Genomic DNA, 22,827 nt, shown 5'->3' on the forward strand with positions numbered 1-22,827 from the left:
GGCCAACCATCGCCAAGTAACGGCTTTATCGCAACCCGCGAGACGCCGTCGCGGTACGCTCGACGCTTGCCATCGAGGCCCCCGGACCCCACTTAAGTGATTCAATGAATTCACAAAAGTCGATGACCCTCAGCGCCTTTCATCCCGCCGTCGCCGCGTGGTTCGGCGAGGCGTTCCTCGAGCCCACGCCCGCGCAGGTAGCCGCGTGGCCGGCGATCCGTTCGGGCAGGCATACGCTCGTCGCCGCGCCCACCGGCTCGGGCAAGACGCTCACCGCGTTCCTCTCCGCAATCGACACCCTCGTGCGCGAAGGCGTCGAGCAAGGCGGTCTGCGCGATCGCACCACGATCCTCTACGTCTCGCCGCTGAAGGCGCTGTCGAACGACATCCGCATCAACCTCGAGGCGCCGCTGGCCGGCATCCGCGAGGCGCTCCGCGCGCGCGGCCTGCCCGACCTCGAGATCCGCACCGCCGTGCGCACCGGCGATACGCCGTCGTCCGACCGCGAGAAGATGAAGCGCCGCCCGCCGCACATCCTCGTCACCACGCCGGAGTCGCTCTACGTGCTGCTCGGTTCGGATTCGGGGCGCGCCATGTTGCGCGACGTGCGCGAGGTGATCGTCGACGAAATCCACGCCGTGGCGGCGAGCAAGCGCGGCAGCCACCTCGCCGTCTCACTCGAACGCCTGGAGTCGCTCGCGCAGCGCCGCATCACGCGCATCGGTCTTTCCGCGACGCAGAAACCGATCGAGAAGGTCGCGGCGTTCCTCACCGGCGGCGAGCGCGAGGACTGCGCCATCGTCGACATCGGTCACACGCGCAAGCGCGATCTCGCGCTGGAAGTGCCGCCGGTGCCGCTCGAGGCCGTGATGTCGAACGACATGTGGGAACTGGTCTACAACCGGCTCGGCAACCTCATCGAGCAACACCGCACCACCCTGGTATTCGTGAATACGCGACGCATGGCCGAACGCGTGTCGCGGCACCTGTCCGAGCGCCTGGGCAAGGAAGCCGTCACGGCGCACCACGGCAGCCTGTCGCGCGAGCAACGCCTCGACGCCGAGCAGCGGCTCAAGCGCGGCGAACTGCGCGCGCTGGTGGCCACGGCGTCGCTGGAGCTGGGCATCGACATCGGCGACGTCGACCTCGTCTGCCAGATCGCCTCGCCGCGCTCGATCGCCGCGTTCCTGCAGCGCGCCGGCCGCGCGGGTCACGCCGTGGGCGGAACGCCGAAGGCGCGCCTGTTCCCGACCTCGCGCGACGACCTCGTGGAATGCGCCGCGCTGCTCGACTGCGTGCGCCGCGGCGAACTCGACGCGCTGATCATGCCGGACGAGCCGCTCGACGTGCTCGCGCAGCAGATCGTGGCGGAGGTCGCCTGCCAGGAGTGGGACGAAGACGCGCTGTACGACCTGATCCGCCGCGCCTACCCCTTCCGCGCGCTGACGCGCGAACGTTTCGACGAAACGGTGAGGATGCTGTCGGAAGGCTTCACCACGCGTATCGGGCCACGCGGTTCGTACATTCACCGCGACGCGGTGAACGGCCGCCTGCGCGAGCGTCGCGGCGCACGGCTCACCGCCGTCACGTCGGGCGGCACCATTCCCGACACCGGCGATTACAACGTGCTGCTCGAACCCCAGTCGACGATCGTCGGCACGGTGAACGAGGATTTCGCGGTGGAGAGCCTCGCCGGCGACGTCTTCCAGCTCGGCAATCGCTCGTACCGAATCATGCGGGTGGAGGCGGGCAGGCTGCGCGTGGAAGACGCGCAGGGCGCGCCGCCGAACATTCCCTTCTGGCTGGGCGAGGCACCCGGACGCACCGACGAGCTGTCGCTCGGCGTGTCGCGCCTGCGCGGCGAGATCGCCGCGGCGTTCGACGCGGACGGCCGCGAAGGCGCCTTCCGCTGGCTCACCGGCGAGCTGGCGCTCCCGAAAGCGGCCGCCGAACAGATCGTCGACTACCTGTTCCGCGCACGCGCGGCGCTCGGCGCGTTGCCGACCCGCGACACGCTCGTGATGGAGCGTTTCTTCGACGAGTCCGGCGGCACGCAGCTGATCATCCACACGCCGTTCGGCAGCCGCATCAACCGCGCATGGGGCCTGGCCTTGCGCAAGCGCTTCTGCCGCAAGTTCAATTTCGAACTGCAGGCGGCCGCGACCGAAGACGCCATCGTGCTGTCGCTTTCCACCAGCCACAGCTTTCCTCTGGAGGAGGTCGCGCGCTACCTGCATTCGAATTCGGCGGAGCATGTGCTGATCCAGGCATTGCTCGATGCGCCGCTGTTCGGTGTGCGCTGGCGCTGGAACGCGACGACCGCCCTCGCGCTGCCGCGCTTCACGGGTGGCCGCAAGGTCGCGCCGCAGCTGCAGCGCATGAAGAGCGAGGATCTCCTCGCCACCGTGTTCCCGGATCAGGTCGCGTGCGCGGAAAACCTCGTGGGCGAACGCGAGGTGCCGGACCATCCGCTGGTGAAGCAGACGCTGGACGACTGCCTGCACGAGGCGATGGATTGCGAAGGCCTGCTCGAGATCCTGCGTGGGCTCGAGTCCGGCCGCATCGCGATGGTCGCGCGCGACCTCGCCACGCCGTCGCCGCTCGCGGCCGAAGTGCTGAGCGCCGCGCCGTATGCGTTTCTCGACGACGCGCCACTGGAAGAGCGGCGCACGCAGGCGGTGCAGTCGCGCCGCTGGAACGAGGCCGAGACGGCCGACGACCTCGGCCGCCTCGATGCCGAGGCCATCGACGCGGTGCGTCTCGAGGCGTGGCCGGAGGCGCGTAGCGCCGACGAGATGCACGAGGCCCTCGTACAGCTGGGCGCGATCACCCAGGACGAGGTACGCGAGAACGCCGGATGGGCGAAGCTGCTCACGGCGCTGGCGAAGGACGCGCGGGCCACGTTGCTGACGCACGGCGACCATGCGCTCTGGGTCGCCGCGGAACGCTTGCCGGCGTGGCAGGCGATGGTTTCCGTCGCCGCGATGTCGCCGGCGATCGCGGCACCGGCCAGCTACGCGGCGCAGACCTGGACGCCGGCATCGGCGCTCATCGACATCGTGCGCGGGCGCCTCGGCGGTCTCGGTCCGGTGCCGGCGAACGCGCTCGCCGCGTCGCTGGGCATGCCATTGCCCGATGTCGAGCTCGCCCTCGGTGCGCTCGAATCCGAAGGCTATGTCATGCGCGGGCCGTTCTCGCCCGGCGTCACCGACGTCGAATGGTGCGAACGTCACCTGCTCGCGCGCATCCACCGTTACACGATCGGGCGCCTGCGTCGCGAGATCGAGCCGGTGGCGCCGCGCGACTTCTATCGCTTCCTGCTCGACTGGCAGCATGTCACCCGTGCCACGCAGGTCACCGGCCCGGACGCGCTCGCCGGCACGATCGGGCAGCTCGAAGGCTTCGAAGCCGCGGCGGGCGCATGGGAAACCGAGCTGCTGCCGTCGCGCGTTTCCGATTACGGCATCGGCTGGCTCGACGATCTGTGTCGGGCGGGCCGTGTCGTCTGGAGCCGCCTGCGCCTGGGCACGGGCAGCGGCGGACCGGTGCGCTCGACGCCGATCGTGTTGCTGCCACGTCGCCAGCTGCCGGTGTGGTCGGCCGCCGCGCCGGCCGCGACCGACGACGTGGCGCTGTCCTCGCGAGCGCAGGCCGTGGCCGATGCGCTGCGCGACGAAGGCGCGCTGTTCTTCGACGAGCTCGCATCGACCACCCGCTTGCTTCGCACGGAGCTCGAGGATGCGCTGGGCGAGCTCGTCGCGGCGGGCCGCGTCACCGCCGACAGCTTCGCGGGCCTGCGCGCCCTGCTGCTGCCGGCGTCGAAGCGCAACGGAAGCCGCCATCGGCGCACGCGCCGGCACATGCTCAGCGGCATCGAGGACGCGGGGCGCTGGTCGCTCGCACGTCGCGCGAGCGAGCAACGCAACGATGCCGATGGGCTGGAACACATCGCGCGGACGCTGCTGCGCCGCTACGGCGTGGTCAGCTGGCGGATCCTGGAGCGGGAGGCGGCATGGCTTCCCGCGTGGCGCGACCTGCGCCGCGTCTACCATCGGCTGGAAGCGCGCGGCGAGATCCGTGGCGGCCGGTTCGTCGATGGCCTCGTCGGCGAGCAGTTCGCGTTGCCCGAGGCGCTCGCGGCGCTACGGCAGATCCGGCACCGGCCGCACGACGGCGAGATCGTCTGCATCGCGGGCACCGACCCGCTGAACCTGATCGGATCGATCCTCGCCGGTTCGGCGAAGGTGCCCGCCGTGATCGGCAACCGGCTGGCGATCCGCGATGGCGTGCCCCTCGCCGCGATGGTGGCGGGCAAGTTCGTCGCGCTCACGCCGCTGGAAGGCGACGACGAGCGCGAGGCACGGGGCGCTCTGCAGCGCAGGGCGGATATGCGCAACCTCGTTCACTGACGCCCGGCGTCGCCGCTCCGTTGGCTTTCGCCGATACGATCGGCTCCCACCCTTCGGTAGGCGAGCTTCTCGTGCCAACGTAGCTACCGAAGGGTGGGAGCCGATCGCATCGGCGATCCCGCGGCAGCGGGCAACGGTCAGCGCAGCTGCACGTCGCCCAGCACCCACAGCTTCGGACCCGGTTTGCCCGTGATCACGAAGCACAGGTCGTGCGTGCCTTCGCGTTTGGGCAGGATGCCGTCCAGCGTGGCGCGGCCGTCCTTCGCCTTGGCCAGCGGGATCGTCGTCAGCTTCGGACCGTCGCACGTGTCCTGGCGCACTTCGAGCTCGCCCGCGGCCGAGCGCGCCTTGCGCGAGACGATGCCCGCAGCGTCCTTCCACAGCGCGTAGTTGTACGGAAGGCGGTCGACCGTGACGGAAACGCCGTAACGCCCATCCAGCTTCACGTTCTTCCACTTCCAGCACGTGTCCATGATGTCGACCTTGTAGACCGGCCGCTTGCCGTCGACGGCGTTCGGCGACTCGAGGCGAAGCACGAGCTTGTCGCCGCACATGTCGAGCTCGTCGCTCGTCCGGCGCAGCAGCGACTTCGCATCGATCTCGCGATCGCGCGGCCCCGCGAGGCCGAAACCGCCGGCGAACGCGTTCGCGCGCACGGTGGTCGGCAGATCGACATCGAACGGCGCCGTGTACTCGGCGGACTGCGCGGTGGGCGCGGAGCCGTCGGTCGTGTAGCGGAGCGTGCCGTAACCGGTCTGGTTCGACAGCGTGACCTTCGCCTTGCCGTCGGGGGCGCCATCGGCCGCGATCGCCACGGCGAACGCGCCGTCGGAAGGCACGATGCCGGCCGAGCGATAGCGGGACATCTGCGCCGGCAGGCGCGCGACGAAGCCGTTCCAGTCGGCCTTCGGCGACCACGTGCGCTCGGCGAGCGCGGCGATGCGCGGGAAGATCGCATGCTGGGTGCGATACCAGTTCGGCAGGTATTCGGTGAACACCGTGACCTGCGCGCCGAGCACGTGGTTCGCCTTGTTCGCGGCGATCTCCGTCGGCACCGGGTCGAAATCGTAGAGGGTCTTCAGCGTCTGCTCCGACGGACGGCCCGGCGGCTCGTCGGGCAGCGTCGACTGCAGGCGGTCGAGGTAGAGCGTCGGCGACGGCGCCATGACGACATCGTGGCCGGCGTTCGCGGCCTTGATCGCGCCGGCGGTGCCGCGCCACGACATCACGGTGGCGCTGGCGGGCACGTCACCGTCGAGGATCTCGTCCCAGCCGATCAGGCGCCGGCCGTGCTTGTCGAGGTACGTGCCGATGCGCGCGATGAACCAGCCCTGCATCTTCTCCTCGTCGTCGATGCCCAGCGATTTCATCTTCGCCTGCACCGTCTTCGAGCGCTCCCATTCGTCCTTCGCCGCTTCGTCGCCACCGACGTGGATGTACGTCGACGGGAAGATCGCCATCACCTCATCGAGCACGTCCTGCAGGAACGTGAACGTGCCATCGTCGACGTTGTACAGCGCGGTGTTGACACCCCAGTCCGTCGAGACGCCGAGCTTTTTCGCGCCAGCGCCCACCTTCGGATACGACGCCACCGCCGCCTGCGCGTGACCGGGCATCTCGATCTCCGGCACCACGGTGATGTGACGCTCGGCGGCGTACGCGACGATCTGCTTCGCCTCGTCCTGCGTGTAGAAGCCGCAATACGGCTTGTCGACGTCGCCGGTGAGCGCGACGTCCGGACCCACGGTCTTGCGGCACGCGCCGGTTTCCGTGAGCTTCGGGTATTTCTCAATCTGCAGGCGCCAGCCCTGGTCGTCGGTCAGGTGCCAGTGGAACGTGTTGAGCTTGTGCATCGCCATCTGGTCGAGCAGGTGCTCGATGTCGCTCACGGACTGGAAATGGCGGCTGGAATCGAGCATCAGCCCGCGCCATTCGAATCGCGGCGCGTCGACGATGTGCACGCCCGGCACGCCGTTCTGCGCGGCGGGATCGGTCAGCAGCTGCCAGTACGTGACGGCGCCATAGAAGAGACCTGTTTCGTCGTTCGCGGCGATGCGCACGCCGTTGCCGTCGACATCCAGCGTGTACGCCTCGCGACCCTTCACCGTCGACACGGTCGCGAGCGAGATACCGCCCTTGCCCTTGCCTTCGACGATCGCGGGTGTGATGCCTCGTGCCTGGCGAATCCATCCCTGCAGCTGCGTCGCGACGTGCTTCGCCTGCGTGTCGCCCGCCGCGACGCCGATCGTGGTCATCGCATCGAGGCGGAAATGACCGGGAACGCGCTGCACCTGCGCCGGCATGGGAATCAGCGAGAGTGGCGCGGTGTCGACCGGTGCGGCCTCCTGTTTCCGTTGGCTGGCGCATGCGGCAAGGCCGGCGGCCATCGCGAGGAGGAGGATTCGGCGCATCGGGGGATCCTGTCGGTCGGAAGTCGTTCGATTGTGGCGGGGAAACGGGAGCGCCGCTACCCGGCAAAAAAAACGGGCCCGATGAAGAGGCGTCGGGCCCGAGGGGAATGAAGCATCGAGGTATCGCGTTCGCGGCCGTCCGTGGCCGCGTTCCGTCGCGTGTGTCAGAGGTCGAAATGCACCGAGGCCATGTAGCGGCGGCCCGTGGTGTACTTCGCCGCCGGCATCGAGGTGACGCCGAGGTACTGCTTGTACTTCTCGTTGGTCAGGTTCATGCCCGCGAGCGTGAACGACACCTGCTGGTTGAGTTTCCAGCCGAGCGTGGCGCCGAGGTCGCCGTAGTCGGCCGTGGTGGCCGGCGGCGCGCCGGCGATGTAGCCGCCCGCGAGGTACTTGCTGCGCCAGTTGTACGTGATGCGGGCGCTGAACGGGCCCATTTCGTAGTACGGGCTCACCGAGTACGAGTTCTTCGAGTTGTACGGCAGCGCGCCACCCGAATCCAGCGTGCCCTTGGCGTAGGTGTAGTTCGCCGTGACGCCGAAGCCCGTATCCCAGAACGCCTGCTGGTAGCTGACGCTTCCGCCGCGCACCTTGCCGGACCCGGTGTTGCGCGGACGGCTGATCGAGTACGTGCAGAAGCCGTCCGGCGTGCAGAGGCCCTGCGCCACCTGGCGTGCGAACGTCGTCGGATCGTTCTGCAGGCCGGAGTTGAACTGGGTTTCGTTGGCGGAGTCGACGACGGTGTAGTTGTCGATCTGCTTGTAGAACCCGGTGATGGCGAGGTACGACTGCGGAGCGAAATACCACTCCGCGGCGAGCGAGTAGTTCTTCGACTTGTAGTTCTTCAGGTCAGGGTTGCCACCCGAGCCGGTGAGCACCGAGTCGTTGAGGAACAGGTTGTTCACCTGCATGTTGTACGGCGGACGGGCGATGACCTTGGCGGCCGCCGCGCGCAGCACGACGTCGTCGGTCAGGTCGTACGCCACGTTGAGGCTCGGCAGCCAGTTCTTCGTCGTGCGCGACGACGTCTGCCACGAACCCGCGGGGGCCGGCAGGACCGGGGCGCCGCTGTAGTTGAAGCCGGTGCCGTCGGTCTTGGTGTCGACATAGCGGACGCCCACGTTACCGTGGAAGCCGCCGCCGGCGAAGTTGGCCTGGATGTACGCCGCGTTGGTCTTCTCGATCAGCTTGTACGTGCCGTTGAGGTACGTGCCTGGATCTTCCCTGCCCTGGTTCGTGTTGCGCACCCACGCGTACTGCGCGTCACGATCCGGGATGATGTGGCTGGACGATCCGTTCAGCGCGCCACCGAACGCGTCGAGCGTGTCGGTGTAGCCGCTGGTGCCGAGTTCGGCGAGGTTGGTCGGGGCGTTGCCGCCGTAGACGTGCGCCTGCATGCCTTCTTCGTGACGGTTCCAGCGGTAGCCCACGGCGATTTCGTTGAAGAACGAGTCGAAGTACTTCGAGAAGTCGAGCTGGCCGTACGTATCGCGGGAGCTGGCCGAGTAGTCGCCATAGTTGCCGGGCCAGCCGCCGAGGCCGTCGACGTCGCCCATGTGCCAGTTCGCCGGATCGCGCGCGGCCGCCGGGTTGTCGAAGTTGAAGCCGCGGTTGATGTCCCAGGTGTAGCCGCCGGCGTACACCGGCTCCATCACCGCCTGGGAGATGTTGTCGTTGCGCGCCTTGCTGTAGCCCGCCGCGCCGCCCAGCTTCCAGCCTTCGCCGCGGTATTCCGACTTCAGGTCGAACGCCGACGTGCGGACGACCGACTTGCGGATGTTGCTGTCGAAGGTGCCCTGCGCGATGGCCGGGCAGTTCGGCGAATCGTTGCCGCAGACATGACCGCCGGTCACGACGCCGTTCGGGCCCTGGATGAAGCTGGTGACGTTACCCGGCGTCGCGCCGGTGAACGGATACAGCGACTGGTTCCAGTTGTCGAAGTTCTCCCGGACGAACAGGTTGTTGATGTCGATGTCCCAGTTGTTCGTCGGATGGATCTGGAAGCCCAGGGTCGCGGTGTCGCGCTTGCGCTTCTGCTGGAACCATGCCGAGTTCACTTCGTCCGGCACCATCGCGTTGGGATCGAGCGTGCCGTTGGCGATGCCGGCAGCCACGGCCGGGCTCGGCGCCCACTTCGACACCGGGCTGTAGCTGAAGATCTCGAAGCCCTGGCGATCGATCTTCTCCTCGAAATGCTGGATCGAGGCGATCATGCCGAAGATGTTGTTGGCGTCTTTCCAGCTGTACAGCGCCGAGGCGTTCGGGCGCGTGCCCGCGGTGCCCTGGTCGTTGTAGTTCAGGCCGAACGAGCCACGGATCGTGTTCGCCGGCAGGTCGAGCGGCTTGAGCGTGTGGAGCAGGATCGTGCCGCCGAGGCTGCCTTCGGGAAGGCGCGCTTCCGGCGACTTGTATACCTCGAGGCGACCCACGATTTCCGGCGCGAGCATGGTGAAGTCGAAGCCGCGGTTGGGCTGCGCGCCGTACTGCCACGGCGTCTGCGAGATCGGCTGGCCGTTGAGGAACGTGAGGTTTAGGCTGGGATCCGTGCCGTCGATCGACACGCGATCGCCCTGGCCGAACTGGCGATCGATGGTGACGCCGGGGATCTGCGTCATCGCTTCGGCGACGTTGGTGTTCGGGAACTTGCCGATGTCCTCGGCGGTGACGGCTTCGACGACGGCGTCGGCGTTGCGCTTGGTGTCGAGCGACTTCTCGAGGCTGGCACGGATGCCGGTGACGGTGATGCCCTCGAGTTCGGCCGCCTTGGCGGCCTCGGCTTTCTCCTGGGCGGTCTGCGGCTTCGCCGTCGCGCCGGACGCGTCCTGCGCGGCGACGGTTCCGGTGATACAGCACAGGCCGGCGATGATGCTCGCCGTCAGCAGGTTTCTACGATGCGACATGATGTCCTCCCCTCAGAGGATGAAGGCGACGACGGGTTTCGCGGCCGCGCCGTGCCTCGTTGCTATCGAAGGGTCTTTCGACCCGGTTTTTCGAACGACGCCCTACGTTCCTTTCGCCGCTCTTCAATGAGCGGTCGAACCGTGCAGGTAGAGACCGGCGGCACCGATCACACCCAACTGTCCGTGGTCCATCAGACGTACCGGCACTTGCTGGAGAAAGGCGCGCATGACGCCCTTGTTGAAGAACCTGTTGGCGAAGCTGCTGGCGATGAGGTGGTCCCGCACCTGCGGCAGGATGCCGCCGGCGAGGTACACGCCGCCGCGGGCGCCGTAGAGCATGGCCAGGTCGCCCACGAAGCTGCCGAGCAACCCGCAGAACACGTCGAGCGCTTCCGTCGCCGCGGCATCGCTGCCCTCGAGCGCGGCCGCGGTGACGGCGGCGGGTTCGGCCAGCGTGGCGGCCGTGCCGCCCAGCGTGGAAATGGCCCGATAGAGATTGACGAGGCCGGGGCCCGAAAGGGCGGTCTCGTACGAGACGTAATCGCGCGTCCGGGCGAGCTCGCCCAGGATCGCGACCTCGCGCGCGTTGCCGGGCGCGAGGGAAATCTGTCCGGCCTCGGTCGGCAGCACCGTGCAATGCGGCTTTCCGGGCAGCAGCACCGCGGAGCCGAGGCCCGTGCCGGGACCCATCACGAGGATCGGGCCCTCCGCCGGTGCGGCGTCGGTGGCGATGATCGGCGTGGTTTCGTGGCTCTGCAGGAACTGGCAGGCGTAGGCGACGGCTTCGAAGTCGTTGACCACGGCGAGGCCCGCCAGACCCAGCGACTCGCGGATGTCGCCGATCGACACCGGCCAGGGCAGGTTCTCGTTGACGATGGCATCGCCGAGGACATAGCCCGCGCTGGCGACCGCGCAGTGCTCGATCGCCTGCTCACCCTCGAGGTGGCCGACGAAGTCGCGAAGCACCGCGGTCAGGCTGGGCCATTCGGCGCAGGCGTAGCGTTCGTAGCGCAGGACGTCGATGGCGGTGGAGCCGGCGGCGCGGCGGACGAGGCCGATACGGGCATGCGTCCCGCCCACGTCCGCGGCGAGAAACGCCCCGGTCCGCGACGCACGCACGAGATCCCGCTGCTTGGCCGATTCGCCCACGCCCTGCCCCTTGTGCCCTGACCCGCTCTCGCGTCGTCACCCGAACGGTGGACGGCGCCCCTTGTCGGAGCCGAGTCTGTTTGGCCGATGACAACGTTGTCAACCGGACAAATGGCCGAGACAGGGCGGATTCCATAACGCACCGCAACAGGAAACGTTTGCGCGCCGCGGGGGCGCCGCGACCGGAAGCAGGCGCGGCCGCGCCTGGCGCGGGGTTCGGGATGGCGGATCAAGGGCTTGACGCGGCGCGGCATCGAAAGTCGCGCGCCGTGCCACAGGTCATGGGCGGGCGCGCCGGGGCGATTGACAACGTTGTGCATGCAGGTCGATAAAGGGACAAATCGGGGAGCATCCGGCGGTGCCGCCGTCATCGATGCGACATTCATCCAGAGGGAAACCATCCATGTCATCCACAGTGGTTGGCGTCGACGAGACGCGTCATTCCAGCCTGATCCCGATGATCATCATCGGCGTGCTGTTCTTCATCTTCGGCTTCGTGACGTGGCTGAACGGCCCGCTGATCACCTTCGTCAAGCTCGCCTTCGACCTCGACGACGTCGGCGCCTTCCTGGTGCCCAGCGCGTTCTACCTCTCGTACTTCTTCCTCGCCCTGCCCTCGTCGTTCATCCTGAAGAAGACGGGCATGAAGAAGGGCATGGGGCTCGGACTCTTCGTCATGGCCATCGGCGCCGTGATGTTCGGCCAGTTCGTGACGATGCGCGTCTACCCCGGCGCGCTCACGGGCCTGTTCGTCATCGGCGCGGGCCTGTCGCTGCTGCAGACGGCCTCCAATCCGTACATCTCCATCCTCGGCCCGATCGACAGCGCGGCGCAGCGCATCGCCTTCATGGGCATCTGCAACAAGGCCGCCGGCTTCCTCGCCCCGTTCGTGTTCGGCGCGGTGGTGATGAGCAACATCGGCACGTTCGACAAGCAGATCGCGGCGGCCACCGATCCGGTGGAGCGCGAGGCCCTGCTCAACGCGTTCGCGGCGAAGGTGCACATGCCGTACATGGTGATGGCCGGCCTGCTGGTCGTGCTGGCCGTCTGGGTCGTGCGTTCGTCGCTGCCGGAAATCCGCGCGTCGCACGACAACTCCGAGCGCGCCATCGGCCACGACAAGGGCAGCCTCTTCAGCTTCCCGCACCTGTGGCTCGGCGTGCTCTGCCTGTTCGTGTACGTGGGCGTGGAAGTGATGGCCGGCGATGCGATCGGCACCTACGGCCAGGGCTTCGGCATGACGCCGGAAGACACCAAGCACTTCACCTCCTACACGCTCTTCGCGATGCTGCTCGGCTACGTGGCCGGCCTCGTGCTGATCCCGAAGTTCGTCTCCCAGCACACCTACCTCGCGATCTCGGCGGTGCTCGGCGTGCTCTTCTCCATCGGCACCTACGTGACCACCGGCTACACCTCGGTGGCCTTCGTGGCCGCGCTCGGCTTCGCCAACGCCATGATGTGGCCGGCGATCTTCCCGCTCGCGATCAAGGGCCTCGGGCGCCTGACCGAGTTCGGCTCCGCGTTCCTCATCATGGGTATCGCGGGTGGCGCCATCGTGCCGCTGGTCTTCGCCCACCTGAAGCAGGTCTACAATTTCCAGGCCGTGTTCCTGGTGATCATGGCGGTCTGCTATCTGTACATCCTCTTCTACGGCGCCGTCGGGCACCGGATCGGGCAGCACCTGAAGAAGTGAACCGTATTCGCGCCGCAACGGCCATCCGCTAGGATGGCCGTTCCGCCATCGAGGGGTCGATCAGATTGCGTAGTCCTACCATCAAGGACGTGGCCGAGCGGGCCGGCGTGTCGCTCAAGACCGTCTCCCGCGTCATCAACCACGAGCCATCCGTGCACGCGCGGACGCGCGACCGGGTACAGCGCGCGATCGAAGCGCTCGACTACCAGCCCGACCAGGCGGCGCGGAGCCTGCGCAGCCAGCGCACGTACGCGCTGGGCCTGGTCTACGACAACCCGAACGCCCACTACGTCATCGCGATGCAGAACGGCGTGCTCTCGGTGTGCCGCGAGCGCGGTTTCGGCCTCCAGATCCATCCCTGCGACGCCTCGGCGGCGCGCCTGGCGGACCAGCTCGGCGACCTCGTGCGGCGCAACCGGCTAGCCGGGCTCGTGCTCTGTCCGCCGATGTCCGAGCAACCGGCGCTGCTTGCCGCGCTGACCGAACAGAAGGTGCCCTTCGTGCGGATCATTTCCGCGCGGCAGGATCCGAAGGACGGCTGGCCCTGCGTCTTCGTCGACGACCGCGACGCGGCCTACGCGATCACCGAACACCTGATCCAGCTGGGTCACCAGCGCATCGGCTTCCTCTGGGGCGGCAAGGAGCATCGTTCCAGCCCGGAGCGCTACAAAGGCTACGAAGACGCGCTGCGCGCCTACGGCATCGCCGTCGACAAACGGCTGGTGGTCGAGGGCGACTATTCCTTCGACGACGGATTCCGCGGCGCGCGCAAGCTGCTCGCGCTGAAGGAGCCGCCGACGGCCATCTTCGGTTCGAACGACGAGATCGCAGCGGGCGTGCTCGCCGCCGCGCGCTCGGGCGGTGTCGACGTGCCGTGGGAACTCTCGATCGCCGGATTCGAGGACAGCCCGTTCTCGAAGCAGTCGTGGCCCGCGCTCACGACCGCGCGGCAGAACACCGAGGAGATCGGCCGCCACGCCGCGCAGCGACTGATCGCGGAGATCGAACGCGAGGGCGACCACCACATCATCGAGAACGAGGGCTTCAGCCCCGATCTCGTCGTGCGCGGCTCGACGGCACCGCGGCGGCTGCAGGGCTAACGGGGCGTTGCGGCGCCTACGCCGTGGTCATCACGCCGATCGCCGCGATGGCGATGGCGAGGCCGAGCCAGTTCAGCCACGAGAGCTTCTCGCGAAAGCCGAGCGCGCCGACCAGCGCGCCGAGCACCACGACGCCGACGTTCATCGCCGCGAACACGAGTGACGGCGAATCGGGCAGGGCCTGGTGGCCGCGCACGTAGAACAGGATGTTGGCGAAGTTGGCGACGCCGAGCAGGGCGCCGAAGCCGATGCTGCGCATCGCGACGGGCGCCGTGCCCATGGCGGCACGCACGATCACGGCGATCCAGCAGAGCACCATCGCGATCAGGAAGGAGGCGAGCAGGGCGCTGGCGAACGGCGCGCCCGCCTGCGCGACGAGCTTGAAGCTGATGTCGATGGCGCCGAAGCCCGCGAACACGGCCAGCGGCGCGAGCAGGCCGCCTTGCGCTGCCGTGCCGCGATCCTTGCGCCACAGCACGCACGCGACGGCGACCAGCGCCAGCAGGATGCCGGCGATCTTCGGCCCGGTCAGCGTGTCGCCGAGGAACGCGAAGGCGGCGAACAGCGAAACGAACAACGACAGCCGTTGCGCCACGTCCGTCCGCACGATGCCCGCGCTGCGCACGGAGCGCGCGAGTACCAGGAAGATCGCGGGGAGCAGCACGCCGAGCAGGACGAGCGGTGCCCAGGTGGCGCGGGCGTCGATCGCGGCGCGCGGCGTCGCGCCCAGCAGCAGCGCGGCGAGCGCCGCGGCGACGACGTAGTTCGTCGCGACGGCCTGCACGATGTCGACGTTGGCGCGCCGGGCGAGCTTGAGCAGCACCGAGACGGTCACGCTGAAGGCGACCGCGAGGAGGATGTAGGTCATGGCGGCGTAGAGAGTGTCGAAGGTCGCGAGAATGACACAGGATCATGGGCCCTCATGCGCCACTCGCCGATGCGATCGGCTCCCACCCTCCGGAAGGATGGGAGCCGATCGTAGCGAATGTTCAGCCCTTGCGCGGCAGCTGCGCCGCTTCGCGCGCCAGCGCCTCGATACCCGCCCAGTCCGACGACGCGAGCTTGTCCGCGGGGGTGAGCCAGGAGCCGCCGACGCAGGCGACGTTCGGCAGGCTGAGGAAATCGCCGGCGTTGGCGAGGCTGATGCCGCCGGTCGGGCAGAAACGGATCTGCGGCAGGGGGCTGGCCCAGGCGCCAATCAGCTTCGCGCCGCCGGCGGGAACGGCCGGAAAGAACTTCTGGAAACGGTACCCACGCTCGAGCAGTTCCATCGCCTCGCTGGACGTGGCGGCGCCCGGCAGCAGCGGGAGTTCGGAGTCGTCGGCGGCATCGAGCAGGCGCGGCGCGCTACCCGGCGACACGGCGAACTTCGCGCCGGCCTTGAGCGCGTTGTCGAGGTCGCGCGCGGTGAGCACGGTGCCCACGCCGACGAACGCGCCTTCCACTTCCGCGGCGATCGCGCGCACGGCGTCCAGCGCGGCAGGCGTGCGCAGCGTCACCTCGATGGCCGGGATACCGCCGGCCACGAGCGCGCGCGCCATGCCCACGGCCTTCGACGCGTCCTCGATGATCACGACGGGGACGACCGGCGCGAGGCGCAGGGTGGATTCGACGCGCTGCTGCTTTGCTTCGTTGCTCATCTGCTACTCCGGTGGATCAGAAGACGCCCGCACCGAGGTCGGCCGTGACGGCGGACTGGCGGAACATGGCGAAGAGTTCGCGGCCCATGCCCGTGTGGTGCACGGCCAGGTCGACGTTGTCGGGGATGCGGCTGTTCCATTCGTCGGCGTCGACGAGCACCTCGATCGTGCCTTCGTTGGCATCGAGTCGGACGAGGTCGCCCGTGCGGATGCGCGCGATGGGACCGCCCGCTTCGGCTTCCGGCGTGACATGGATGGCCGCGGGCACGCGACCCGACGCGCCGGACATGCGTCCATCGGTCACCAGCGCGACGCGGTAGCCGCGGTCCTGCAGGAGGCTCAGCGTCGGCGTGAGCTTGTGCAGCTCGGGCATGCCGCGAGCGCGCGGACCCTGGAAGCGCACGACCGCGACGAAGTCGCGATCCAGCTCGCCGCGGTCGAAAGCGGCCTTCACGTCGTCCTGCTCGTCGAACACGATGGCCGGCGCCTCGACGACCATGCGGTCTTCCGGCACCGACGACACCTTGATGACGCCGCGGCCGACGTTACCCTTGAGCATGCGCAGGCCGCCGTCCTGGCGGAACGGCTCCGCGATCGAGCGCAGCACGCCGCGGTTGCCGCTCTCCTTCGATACCGGCTTCCACACCAGCGTGTCGCCCTCGAGCGACGGCGCGTTGCGATAGTGGTGCAGGCCCGGACCCATGATCGTGTTGACGTCGGCGTGCAGCAGGCCCGCGTCGAGCAGCTGGTCCATCAGGAAGCCCATGCCGCCGGCCTCGTGGAAATGGTTCACGTCGGCGTAGCCGTTCGGATAGACCCGTGCGAGCAGCGGCACCACCGCGGAAAGCGCGTCGAAGTCGTCCCAGCGCAGTTCCACGCCGGCGGCGCGCGCGATGGCGACGAGGTGCAGCAGATGATTCGTGGAGCCGCCGGTGGCGTGCAGGCCGACGACGCCGTTGACGACCGAGCGCTCGTCGACGATGTGGCCGAGCGGCAGGTACTGGTCGCCGAGCGAGTCGATGGCGAGCACGCGCTCGACCGTCGCGCGCGTCAGCGCGTCGCGCAGCGGCGTATCCGGCGCCTCGAAGCTCGCACCCGGAAGGTGCAGCCCCATGATCTCCATCAGCATCTGGTTGGAGTTCGCCGTGCCGTAGAACGTGCAGGTGCCCGAGCCGTGGTACGAACGCGCTTCCGCCTCGAGCAGTTCCGCGCGCGTGGCCTTGCCCGCGGCGAACGCCTGACGGACCTTCGACTTCTCCTCGTTCGGAATGCCCGACGGCATCGGGCCCGACGGCACGAACGCGGACGCGAGGTGACCGAAGCTGAGCGCGCCGATCAGCATGCCCGGCACGATCTTGTCGCAGATGCCGAGGTACAACGCGCCTTCGTACATGTCGTGCGAGAGCGATACCGCGGTGGCCATGGCGATGAGGTCGCGCGAGAACAGCGACAGCTCCATGCCCGGACGGCCCTGCGTGACGCCGTCGCACATCGCGGGCACGCCGCCGGCGACCTGCGCGGTGGCGCCGAACTCGCGCGCCGTGCGCCGGATCAGCTCCGGATAGCGCTCGTAAGGCTGGTGCGCCGAAAGCATGTCGTTGTACGACGTGACGATCGCGATGTTCGCGGCGTGGCCGTTGCGCAGCGCGTCCTTGTCCTTCTCGGCGCATGCGGCGAAGCCGTGCGCGAGGTTGCCGCACGAGAGGTGATGGCGCTTCGCGCCCTTGCCGCGCGCGGCGTCGATCTTGGCGAGGTACGCGGCACGCGATTCGCGGCTACGCTCCACGATGCGCCGGGTCACCTCGGCGAGGATGGGATGGGTGGTCATGGCATGTTCCTGAGGCTTTGACCGCGCCCCGCGCCGCGCCGGCACGGGACTGTCGGGTGGATCGCCGGCACGGCGCCGGGACGACCCGTTGCCGCGCGTGTCCCGCGCGGCGGTAAGGCAGGGGTGGTTACGGCGCCCAGTAGACCTCGACCGGGCCCTTCGCGTTCTTCAGCACGGCGCCGATGGGGTAATCCTCACCGGCCTCGGCTTTCGCGAGGATGTCCTTCTTGTCGGCGCCTTCGATATGCACGTAGAGCGCGCGCGTATCGAGCACCTTCGGCAGCGTCAGCGTGATGCGCGGCTCGCCGGCATCCGGCGCGCGCATCGACAGCACCGTCTTCGTGCCCTTCGGATCGAGCGCCTCCGCGAGGTTGTCGCCGCCGGGGAAGAACGACGCGGTATGCCCGTCGCCGCCCATGCCGAGGATCACGACGTCGAACGGCAGGCCAAGCGCGTCGACGCGCGCGCCGACCGCGCCCAGCGCCTTGTCCACGTCGTCCGCGTGCGCCTTGTCGAACAGCGGCAGGAACGTGGCCGCGTGGGCCTCGTGGTGGAGCAGGTGGGCCGCCACCAGGCGAGCGTTCGAACGCTCGCTGTCGACGTCGACCCAGCGCTCGTCGACGAGCGTGATGGCGACCTTCGACCAGTCGATCTCCTGCTCGGCGAGCACGGCGAACATCATCTTCGGCGTGCTGCCGCCGGAGACGGCGAGCGTGGCCTTGCCTCGCGCATCGATGGCCTGCTTCAGCTTCGCGGCGACGTCGCGCGCGAGCTGGTCGGCGAGCGACAGCTTGTCGGTGAATTCATGGCGTTCGATCTTGGCGTTCATGCGGCATCCTCGGCCCAGGTACGGCCATCGCGTTCGATGAGCGCCACGGCGGCGCTCGGACCCCAGGTGCCCGCGGTATACGGCTTCGGCGTGTCGCCGCTGGCTTCCCACGCGTCGAGGATGGGGCCGGCCCACTTCCATGCCGCCTCGACCTCGTCGCGACGCATGAACAGGGTCGGATTGCCACGCACGACGTCGAGGATGAGCCGCTCGTAGGCGTCGGGCTGCTGCACGCCGAACGCCGCCGCGAAGCTCATGTCGAGCGGCACGTGGCGCAGGCGCAGTCCGCCCGGTCCCGGATGCTTGATCGTCAGCCACAGCTTCACACCCTCGTCCGGCTGCAGGCGCAGCGTCAGGCGGTTGGGCAGCAGCGGGCCGCTGGTCGGATCGAAGATGGAATGCGGCAGCTGGCGGAACGTCACCACGATTTCCGACACGCGGCTCGGGAGCCGCTTGCCGGTACGCAGGTAGAACGGCACGCCCGCCCAGCGCCAGTTACCGATCTCCGCCTTGAGGGCGACGAAGGTTTCGGTACGGGACTGGTCGCTGCCGAGCTCGTCGGAATAACCCGGCACGCCCTGGCCCTCGGCGGCGCCGGCGCGGTACTGGCCGCGCACCGTGAGCTGGGCCGCGTTACGGGCGTCGATCGGGCGCAGCGAACGCAGCACCTTGAGCTTCTCGTCGCGCACGGCGTCCGGCGCCAGCGACGAAGGCGGCTCCATGGCGAGCATGCACAGCAGCTGCAGGATGTGGTTCTGCACCATGTCGCGCAGCGCGCCGGCGCGATCGTAATAACCGGCGCGATGGCCGACGCCGACCGTTTCGGCGACGGTGATCTGCACGTGGTCGATGTGCTGCGCGTTCCACAGCGGCTCGAACAGCGCGTTGCCGAAGCGCAGCGCCAGCAGGTTCTGCACCGTTTCCTTGCCGAGGTAATGATCGATGCGATAGGTCTGCGATTCACTGAAGACGCGGGCGACGGCGTCGTTGATCGCGTTCGCGCTCTCGAGATCGCGGCCGATCGGCTTCTCGAGCACCACGCGCGAGCGTTCGCCGTTCATGCCCAGCGAACCCAGGCGCTGGCAGATGTCGGTGAAGATGTCCGGCGACGTCGAGAGATAGAAGACCCGGATGTGGTCGGCCTTCTCGGCCATCAGCGCGGCGAACTCGTCCCAGCCGTCGGCCTTGCGGGCGTCGAGCGAGCGATAGCCGATCATCGCGATGAACGCGTCGAGCTGGGCCGGGACGACGTGCGAAACACCCTTTTCGACCGCGGCGCGGACCTGCTCGCGATACGCCGCGTCGTCCAGACCCTCGCGCGCCACGCCGATGATGCGGCTCGACGCCTGGATCTGGCCGTCGGCGAAGCGGTGGTACATGGCAGGGAGCAGCTTGCGCACGGCGAGGTCGCCGGTGCCGCCGAAGATGACCAGATCGAACGGTTCGATCGGAAGGAGGGGAGCGCTCACGACGATGGCCTCACACAGGAACGGATGCCTCCGGATCGTACCAGTGACATACCAGGACGTACCAGCCCCGTACCACTGGACGCGACCATTCGCCGCCGTTCGAAACCACATGCTGCACCGCAAACGTTTGCACAGTGCATTTAGATCGTGCAAACGACCGTTTGAATGGCCGGCTGGTATGGCCGGGGTTGCATCTGCTTGCCCCAGTGGTCGGGGATTGGTATCTTCGCAGAATGGAAAGCGCCCTTGTCGCCGAATACCAGCGTCTGCACAACGACCCGGCAGTCCGGCAGCCGCTGGCGTACATGCGCCTGCGCCGGGCGATCCGCAACGTGATCGAGAACGGCGAGGTCCAGGTCGGCCACGCCCTGCCGAGCGAACGCGATCTGGCCAGGGCCCTCACCCTGTCCCGGGTCACGGTGCGCAAGGCCATCGGCGGCCTGGTGGAAGACGGCCTGCTGACCCAGCGCCATGGCGCGGGCACCTTCGTCTCCGAGCGCATCGTCAAGCCTCTCTCGCGCATGACCAGCTTCACCGAGGATCTCCGGGCCCGCGGGCTGAACCCGCGATCGGAGTTCTTCGAAAGGGCGATCGGCGAGGTCACGCCCGAAGAGGCCATGGCGATGAATCTCTCGCCGGGCACGCAGGTGGTGCGCCTGCACCGTCTGCGCTACGCCGGGGACGAGCCGCTCGCCATTGAGCGCAGCGCCGTCCCGCTCGATCTCCTGCCCGATCCGGGCCTCGTGGAGGATTCGCTCTACGAAGCGCTCGACAAGCTCGGCAACCGGCCGCTGCGCGCGTTGCAGCGCCTGCGCGCCGTGGTCCTCGGGCCGGCGCAGACTCGCCTGCTTCGCCTCGGTGCCGGCAGCGCCGGCCTCAACATCGAGCGGCGCAGCTTCCTCGACGACGGACGCATCGTCGAATTCACCTGCTCCTGGTATCGCGGCGACATCTACGACTTCGTCGCGGAACTGCAGAGCGACTGACGGGCACGACCATTCCATGACGATCCATCCGCACGACACCCTGATGTTCCGCGAAGCGCACGAGACGGCGGAGGTCGTCGAGCGGCAGCTCGCGCTCAACGAGGCGGTCGTCACGGCCCTGGCCGAGCGCCTGCGCGCGCACCCGCCACGCATGATCATCACCTGCGCGCGCGGCAGTTCCGACCACGCCGCCATGTACGCGAAGTACGTGTTCGAGACGCAGCTGGGCGTCGTCACCGCGTCCGCCTCGCCGTCGGTCACCTCGATCTACCACGCGAAGCAGAACCTCCAGGGCGCGCTGTACGTCGCCGTGTCGCAGTCCGGCAAGAGTCCCGACCTGGTGCGCAACGCCGAGGCCGCGAAGAAGGCCGGCGCGCTGGTGGTCGCACTCGTCAACGTCGTCGATTCGCCGCTGGCCGCCATCGCGGATGTCGTCGTGCCGCTGCACGCCGGTCCCGAAAAGAGCGTGGCGGCGACGAAGAGCTACCTCGGCGCGCTTGCCGCGATCCTGCACATCGCCGCGCGCTGGAGCGGCAACGCCGCGATCGGCGACGCGCTCTCCGCGTTGCCCGCGCAGCTGCGCCAGGGCTGGGACGCCGACTGGAGCGCGCTCACCGAAGGCCTCGTCGACGCGCACAACCTGTTCGTCGTGGGCCGCGGATTCGGCTTCGCGGCGGCGCTCGAAGCCGCGCTGAAGTTCAAGGAAACCTCCGGCCTGCACGCCGAGGCCTTCAGCTCCGCCGAAGTGAAGCACGGCCCGATGGCCCTCGTCGGCCCGGAATTTCCGGTGCTCTTCTTCGCGCAGAACGACGACACGCTGCCGGGCGTGCTCGACGTGGCCGCCGAGTTCCGCAAGCGCGGCGCGAAGGTGTGGATCGCCGCGCCGGGCGCCACGGGCGAGGGCGTGCTCCCGCTGGTGGCCACCGCGCCGATCAGCGCGCCGCTCGTCACCGTGCAGAGTTTTTACCGCGCCACCGCCGCGCTCGCGCTGAAACGCGGCTTCAACCCCGACGTGCCGCCGCACCTGAACAAGGTCACCGAGACGGTGTAGCGGGAGATGGGAGATGGGAGATGGGAGATGGGGGATGAGGGGCGGTACCCCGGGCGCTGAAGGCGCCGCGACGCACAGCCACCGGCAACCCCGCGACACGCCACCCGCTCCCTTGATCGACCGCCGGAACCACGCCCCCATCTCCCATCTCCCATCTCCAGAACAGCCCCCCCCTGCAAAAGGCCCACCCCCCATGACCACCGCCCTCGTCAACGGCCGCGTTCTCACCGACAACGGATTCCAGGGCGGTTTCGCCGTGCTGATCGACGGTGACACCATCACCGGTCTCGCCCTGCCCTCCGATCCGCGCGTGCGCGCGGCGGAACGCCACGACCTCGGCGGCCGCACCCTGCTGCCCGGCTTCATCGACTGCCAGGTCAACGGCGGCGGCGGCGTGCTGTTCAACGACGCGCCGACCGTCGAGACCATCCGCACGATCGGCGAGGCGCATGCGAAGTTCGGCACCACGGGCTTCCTGCCCACGCTGATCAGCGACGACGCCGATGTGATGGCGAAGGCCATCGACGCCGTGAACGCCGCCGTCGAACAGGGCGTTCCGGGCGTGCTCGGCATCCATCTCGAAGGCCCGTTCATCGCGCCGGAGCGCAAGGGCGTGCACGATCCGGCGAAGTTCCGTATCGCCGGCGCCGCCGATGTCGCGATGGTCGCCGGCCGCCACGGTGGCGTGACGTTGCTGACGCTCGCGCCGGAACGCGCATCGGCCGAGGTACTCGCGCAGCTGGTCGACAACGGCGTGATCGTCGCGGCCGGCCACACGGCCGCCGATTACGAAGTCACCCGTCGCGCGCTCGCCGCCGGCGTGCGGGGCTTCACGCACCTGTTCAACGCCATGACGCCGTTCACCAGCCGCGAACCGGGCGTGGTGGGTGCCGCGCTCGAGGATGCCGCGAGCTGGTGCGGCCTGATCGTCGACGGTCACCACGTGCATCCCGCGTCGCTGCGCGTCGCGATCGCCGCGAAGGCGCGCGAGAAGATGATGCTGGTGACGGACGCGATGCCGCCGGTCGGTTCGGACAACCCGAGCTTCGTGCTCAAGGGCGAGACGATCACGGTACGCGACGGCGTCTGCCAGACGGCCGACGGCACGCTCGCGGGCTCCGCGCTCGACATGGCCACCGCCGTGCGCAACACGGTGAACATGGTCGGCGTGCCGTACGACGAAGCCGCCCGCATGGCCTCGACCTATCCCGCCGCCTTCCTGGGTCTCGGCGCCACGCACGGCCACATCGCCGCCGGCTTCCGCGCCGACTTCGTCGTGCTCGACGAAACGCAGCACGTGGCGGAAACCTGGATCGGCGGCGTACGCGTCCATACCGCCTGACGCCAGCACCCATCGCCGAT

14 protein-coding genes are annotated in these 22,827 nt (G+C 68.6%); 6 read left to right on the forward strand and 8 right to left on the reverse strand.

Translation table 11 applies throughout. The features are described 5' to 3' along the window. The first annotated feature begins 122 nt into the window (after positions 1–122). Positions 123–4,409, forward strand: coding sequence for a DEAD/DEAH box helicase (locus tag BMW54_RS18170; RefSeq protein ID WP_090058999.1), 4,287 nt, complete (start codon positions 123–125; stop codon positions 4,407–4,409). A gap of 137 nt (positions 4,410–4,546) precedes the next feature. Here BMW54_RS18170 and BMW54_RS18175 read toward each other — a convergent pair whose 3' ends face one another. From BMW54_RS18175 to glk, 3 genes are all read right to left on the reverse strand, one after another. Then, positions 4,547–6,820: a family 20 glycosylhydrolase gene (locus BMW54_RS18175; RefSeq protein WP_090059002.1), complete on the reverse strand. Its 2,274-nt coding sequence runs from the start codon at positions 6,818–6,820 to the stop codon at positions 4,547–4,549. 164 nt (positions 6,821–6,984) lie between these two features. Further along, the gene (locus tag BMW54_RS18180; protein ID WP_090059004.1) at positions 6,985–9,720 is read right to left on the reverse strand and encodes a TonB-dependent receptor; all 2,736 of its coding nucleotides are present in this window, start codon (positions 9,718–9,720) and stop codon (positions 6,985–6,987) included. Between the two features lie 123 nt (positions 9,721–9,843). Continuing rightward, positions 9,844–10,869 carry a glucokinase gene (glk, locus tag BMW54_RS18185; protein WP_090059007.1) on the reverse strand — a complete coding sequence of 342 codons (1,026 nt, stop codon included), beginning with the start codon at positions 10,867–10,869 and terminating at the stop codon, positions 9,844–9,846. A gap of 403 nt (positions 10,870–11,272) precedes the next feature. On the opposite strand from glk, the gene BMW54_RS18190 reads away from it, so the two are divergent. Together BMW54_RS18190 and BMW54_RS18195 are read left to right on the forward strand one after the other, a co-directional pair. Continuing rightward, positions 11,273–12,562, forward strand: a complete 1,290-nt coding sequence (locus BMW54_RS18190) for a sugar MFS transporter (protein ID WP_090059009.1) — start codon at positions 11,273–11,275, stop codon at positions 12,560–12,562. Between the two features lie 65 nt (positions 12,563–12,627). Then, positions 12,628–13,662, forward strand: coding sequence for a LacI family DNA-binding transcriptional regulator (locus tag BMW54_RS18195; RefSeq protein WP_090059012.1), 1,035 nt, complete (start codon positions 12,628–12,630; stop codon positions 13,660–13,662). Between the two features lie 16 nt (positions 13,663–13,678). On the opposite strand, the gene BMW54_RS18200 is transcribed toward BMW54_RS18195, so the two are convergent. The 5 genes from BMW54_RS18200 to zwf form a co-directional block, all read right to left on the reverse strand. Continuing rightward, a complete protein-coding gene (locus BMW54_RS18200) occupies positions 13,679–14,530 on the reverse strand; it encodes an EamA family transporter (protein ID WP_090059014.1) in 852 nt (283 codons plus the stop codon). Positions 14,531–14,651: 121 nt separating this feature from the next. Further along, positions 14,652–15,302, reverse strand: a complete 651-nt coding sequence (eda, locus tag BMW54_RS18205) for a bifunctional 4-hydroxy-2-oxoglutarate aldolase/2-dehydro-3-deoxy-phosphogluconate aldolase (RefSeq protein WP_090059017.1) — start codon at positions 15,300–15,302, stop codon at positions 14,652–14,654. A 16-nt stretch (positions 15,303–15,318) separates the two neighbouring features. Beyond that, positions 15,319–17,130, reverse strand: a complete 1,812-nt coding sequence (edd, locus tag BMW54_RS18210) for a phosphogluconate dehydratase (protein ID WP_090059019.1) — start codon at positions 17,128–17,130, stop codon at positions 15,319–15,321. A 127-nt stretch (positions 17,131–17,257) separates the two neighbouring features. Continuing rightward, the gene (gene pgl / locus BMW54_RS18215; protein WP_090059022.1) at positions 17,258–17,959 is read right to left on the reverse strand and encodes a 6-phosphogluconolactonase; all 702 of its coding nucleotides are present in this window, start codon (positions 17,957–17,959) and stop codon (positions 17,258–17,260) included. Beyond that, a complete protein-coding gene (zwf, locus tag BMW54_RS18220) occupies positions 17,956–19,428 on the reverse strand; it encodes a glucose-6-phosphate dehydrogenase (RefSeq protein ID WP_254779456.1) in 1,473 nt (490 codons plus the stop codon). Before zwf ends, pgl begins: the two co-directional genes overlap by 4 nt. A 233-nt stretch (positions 19,429–19,661) precedes the next feature. On the opposite strand from zwf, the gene BMW54_RS18225 reads away from it, so the two are divergent. From BMW54_RS18225 to nagA, 3 genes are all read left to right on the forward strand, one after another. Continuing rightward, positions 19,662–20,414: a GntR family transcriptional regulator gene (locus BMW54_RS18225; RefSeq protein ID WP_090059026.1), complete on the forward strand. Its 753-nt coding sequence runs from the start codon at positions 19,662–19,664 to the stop codon at positions 20,412–20,414. 16 nt (positions 20,415–20,430) lie between these two features. Next, a complete protein-coding gene (locus tag BMW54_RS18230) occupies positions 20,431–21,465 on the forward strand; it encodes an SIS domain-containing protein (RefSeq protein ID WP_090059029.1) in 1,035 nt (344 codons plus the stop codon). Positions 21,466–21,658: 193 nt separating this feature from the next. Further along, positions 21,659–22,807, forward strand: a complete 1,149-nt coding sequence (gene nagA / locus BMW54_RS18235; protein ID WP_090059031.1) for an N-acetylglucosamine-6-phosphate deacetylase — start codon at positions 21,659–21,661, stop codon at positions 22,805–22,807. Positions 22,808–22,827: the final 20 nt, after the last annotated feature.

The organism is Luteibacter sp. 329MFSha, assembly GCF_900111665.1.
Classification (GTDB): domain Bacteria; phylum Pseudomonadota; class Gammaproteobacteria; order Xanthomonadales; family Rhodanobacteraceae; genus Luteibacter.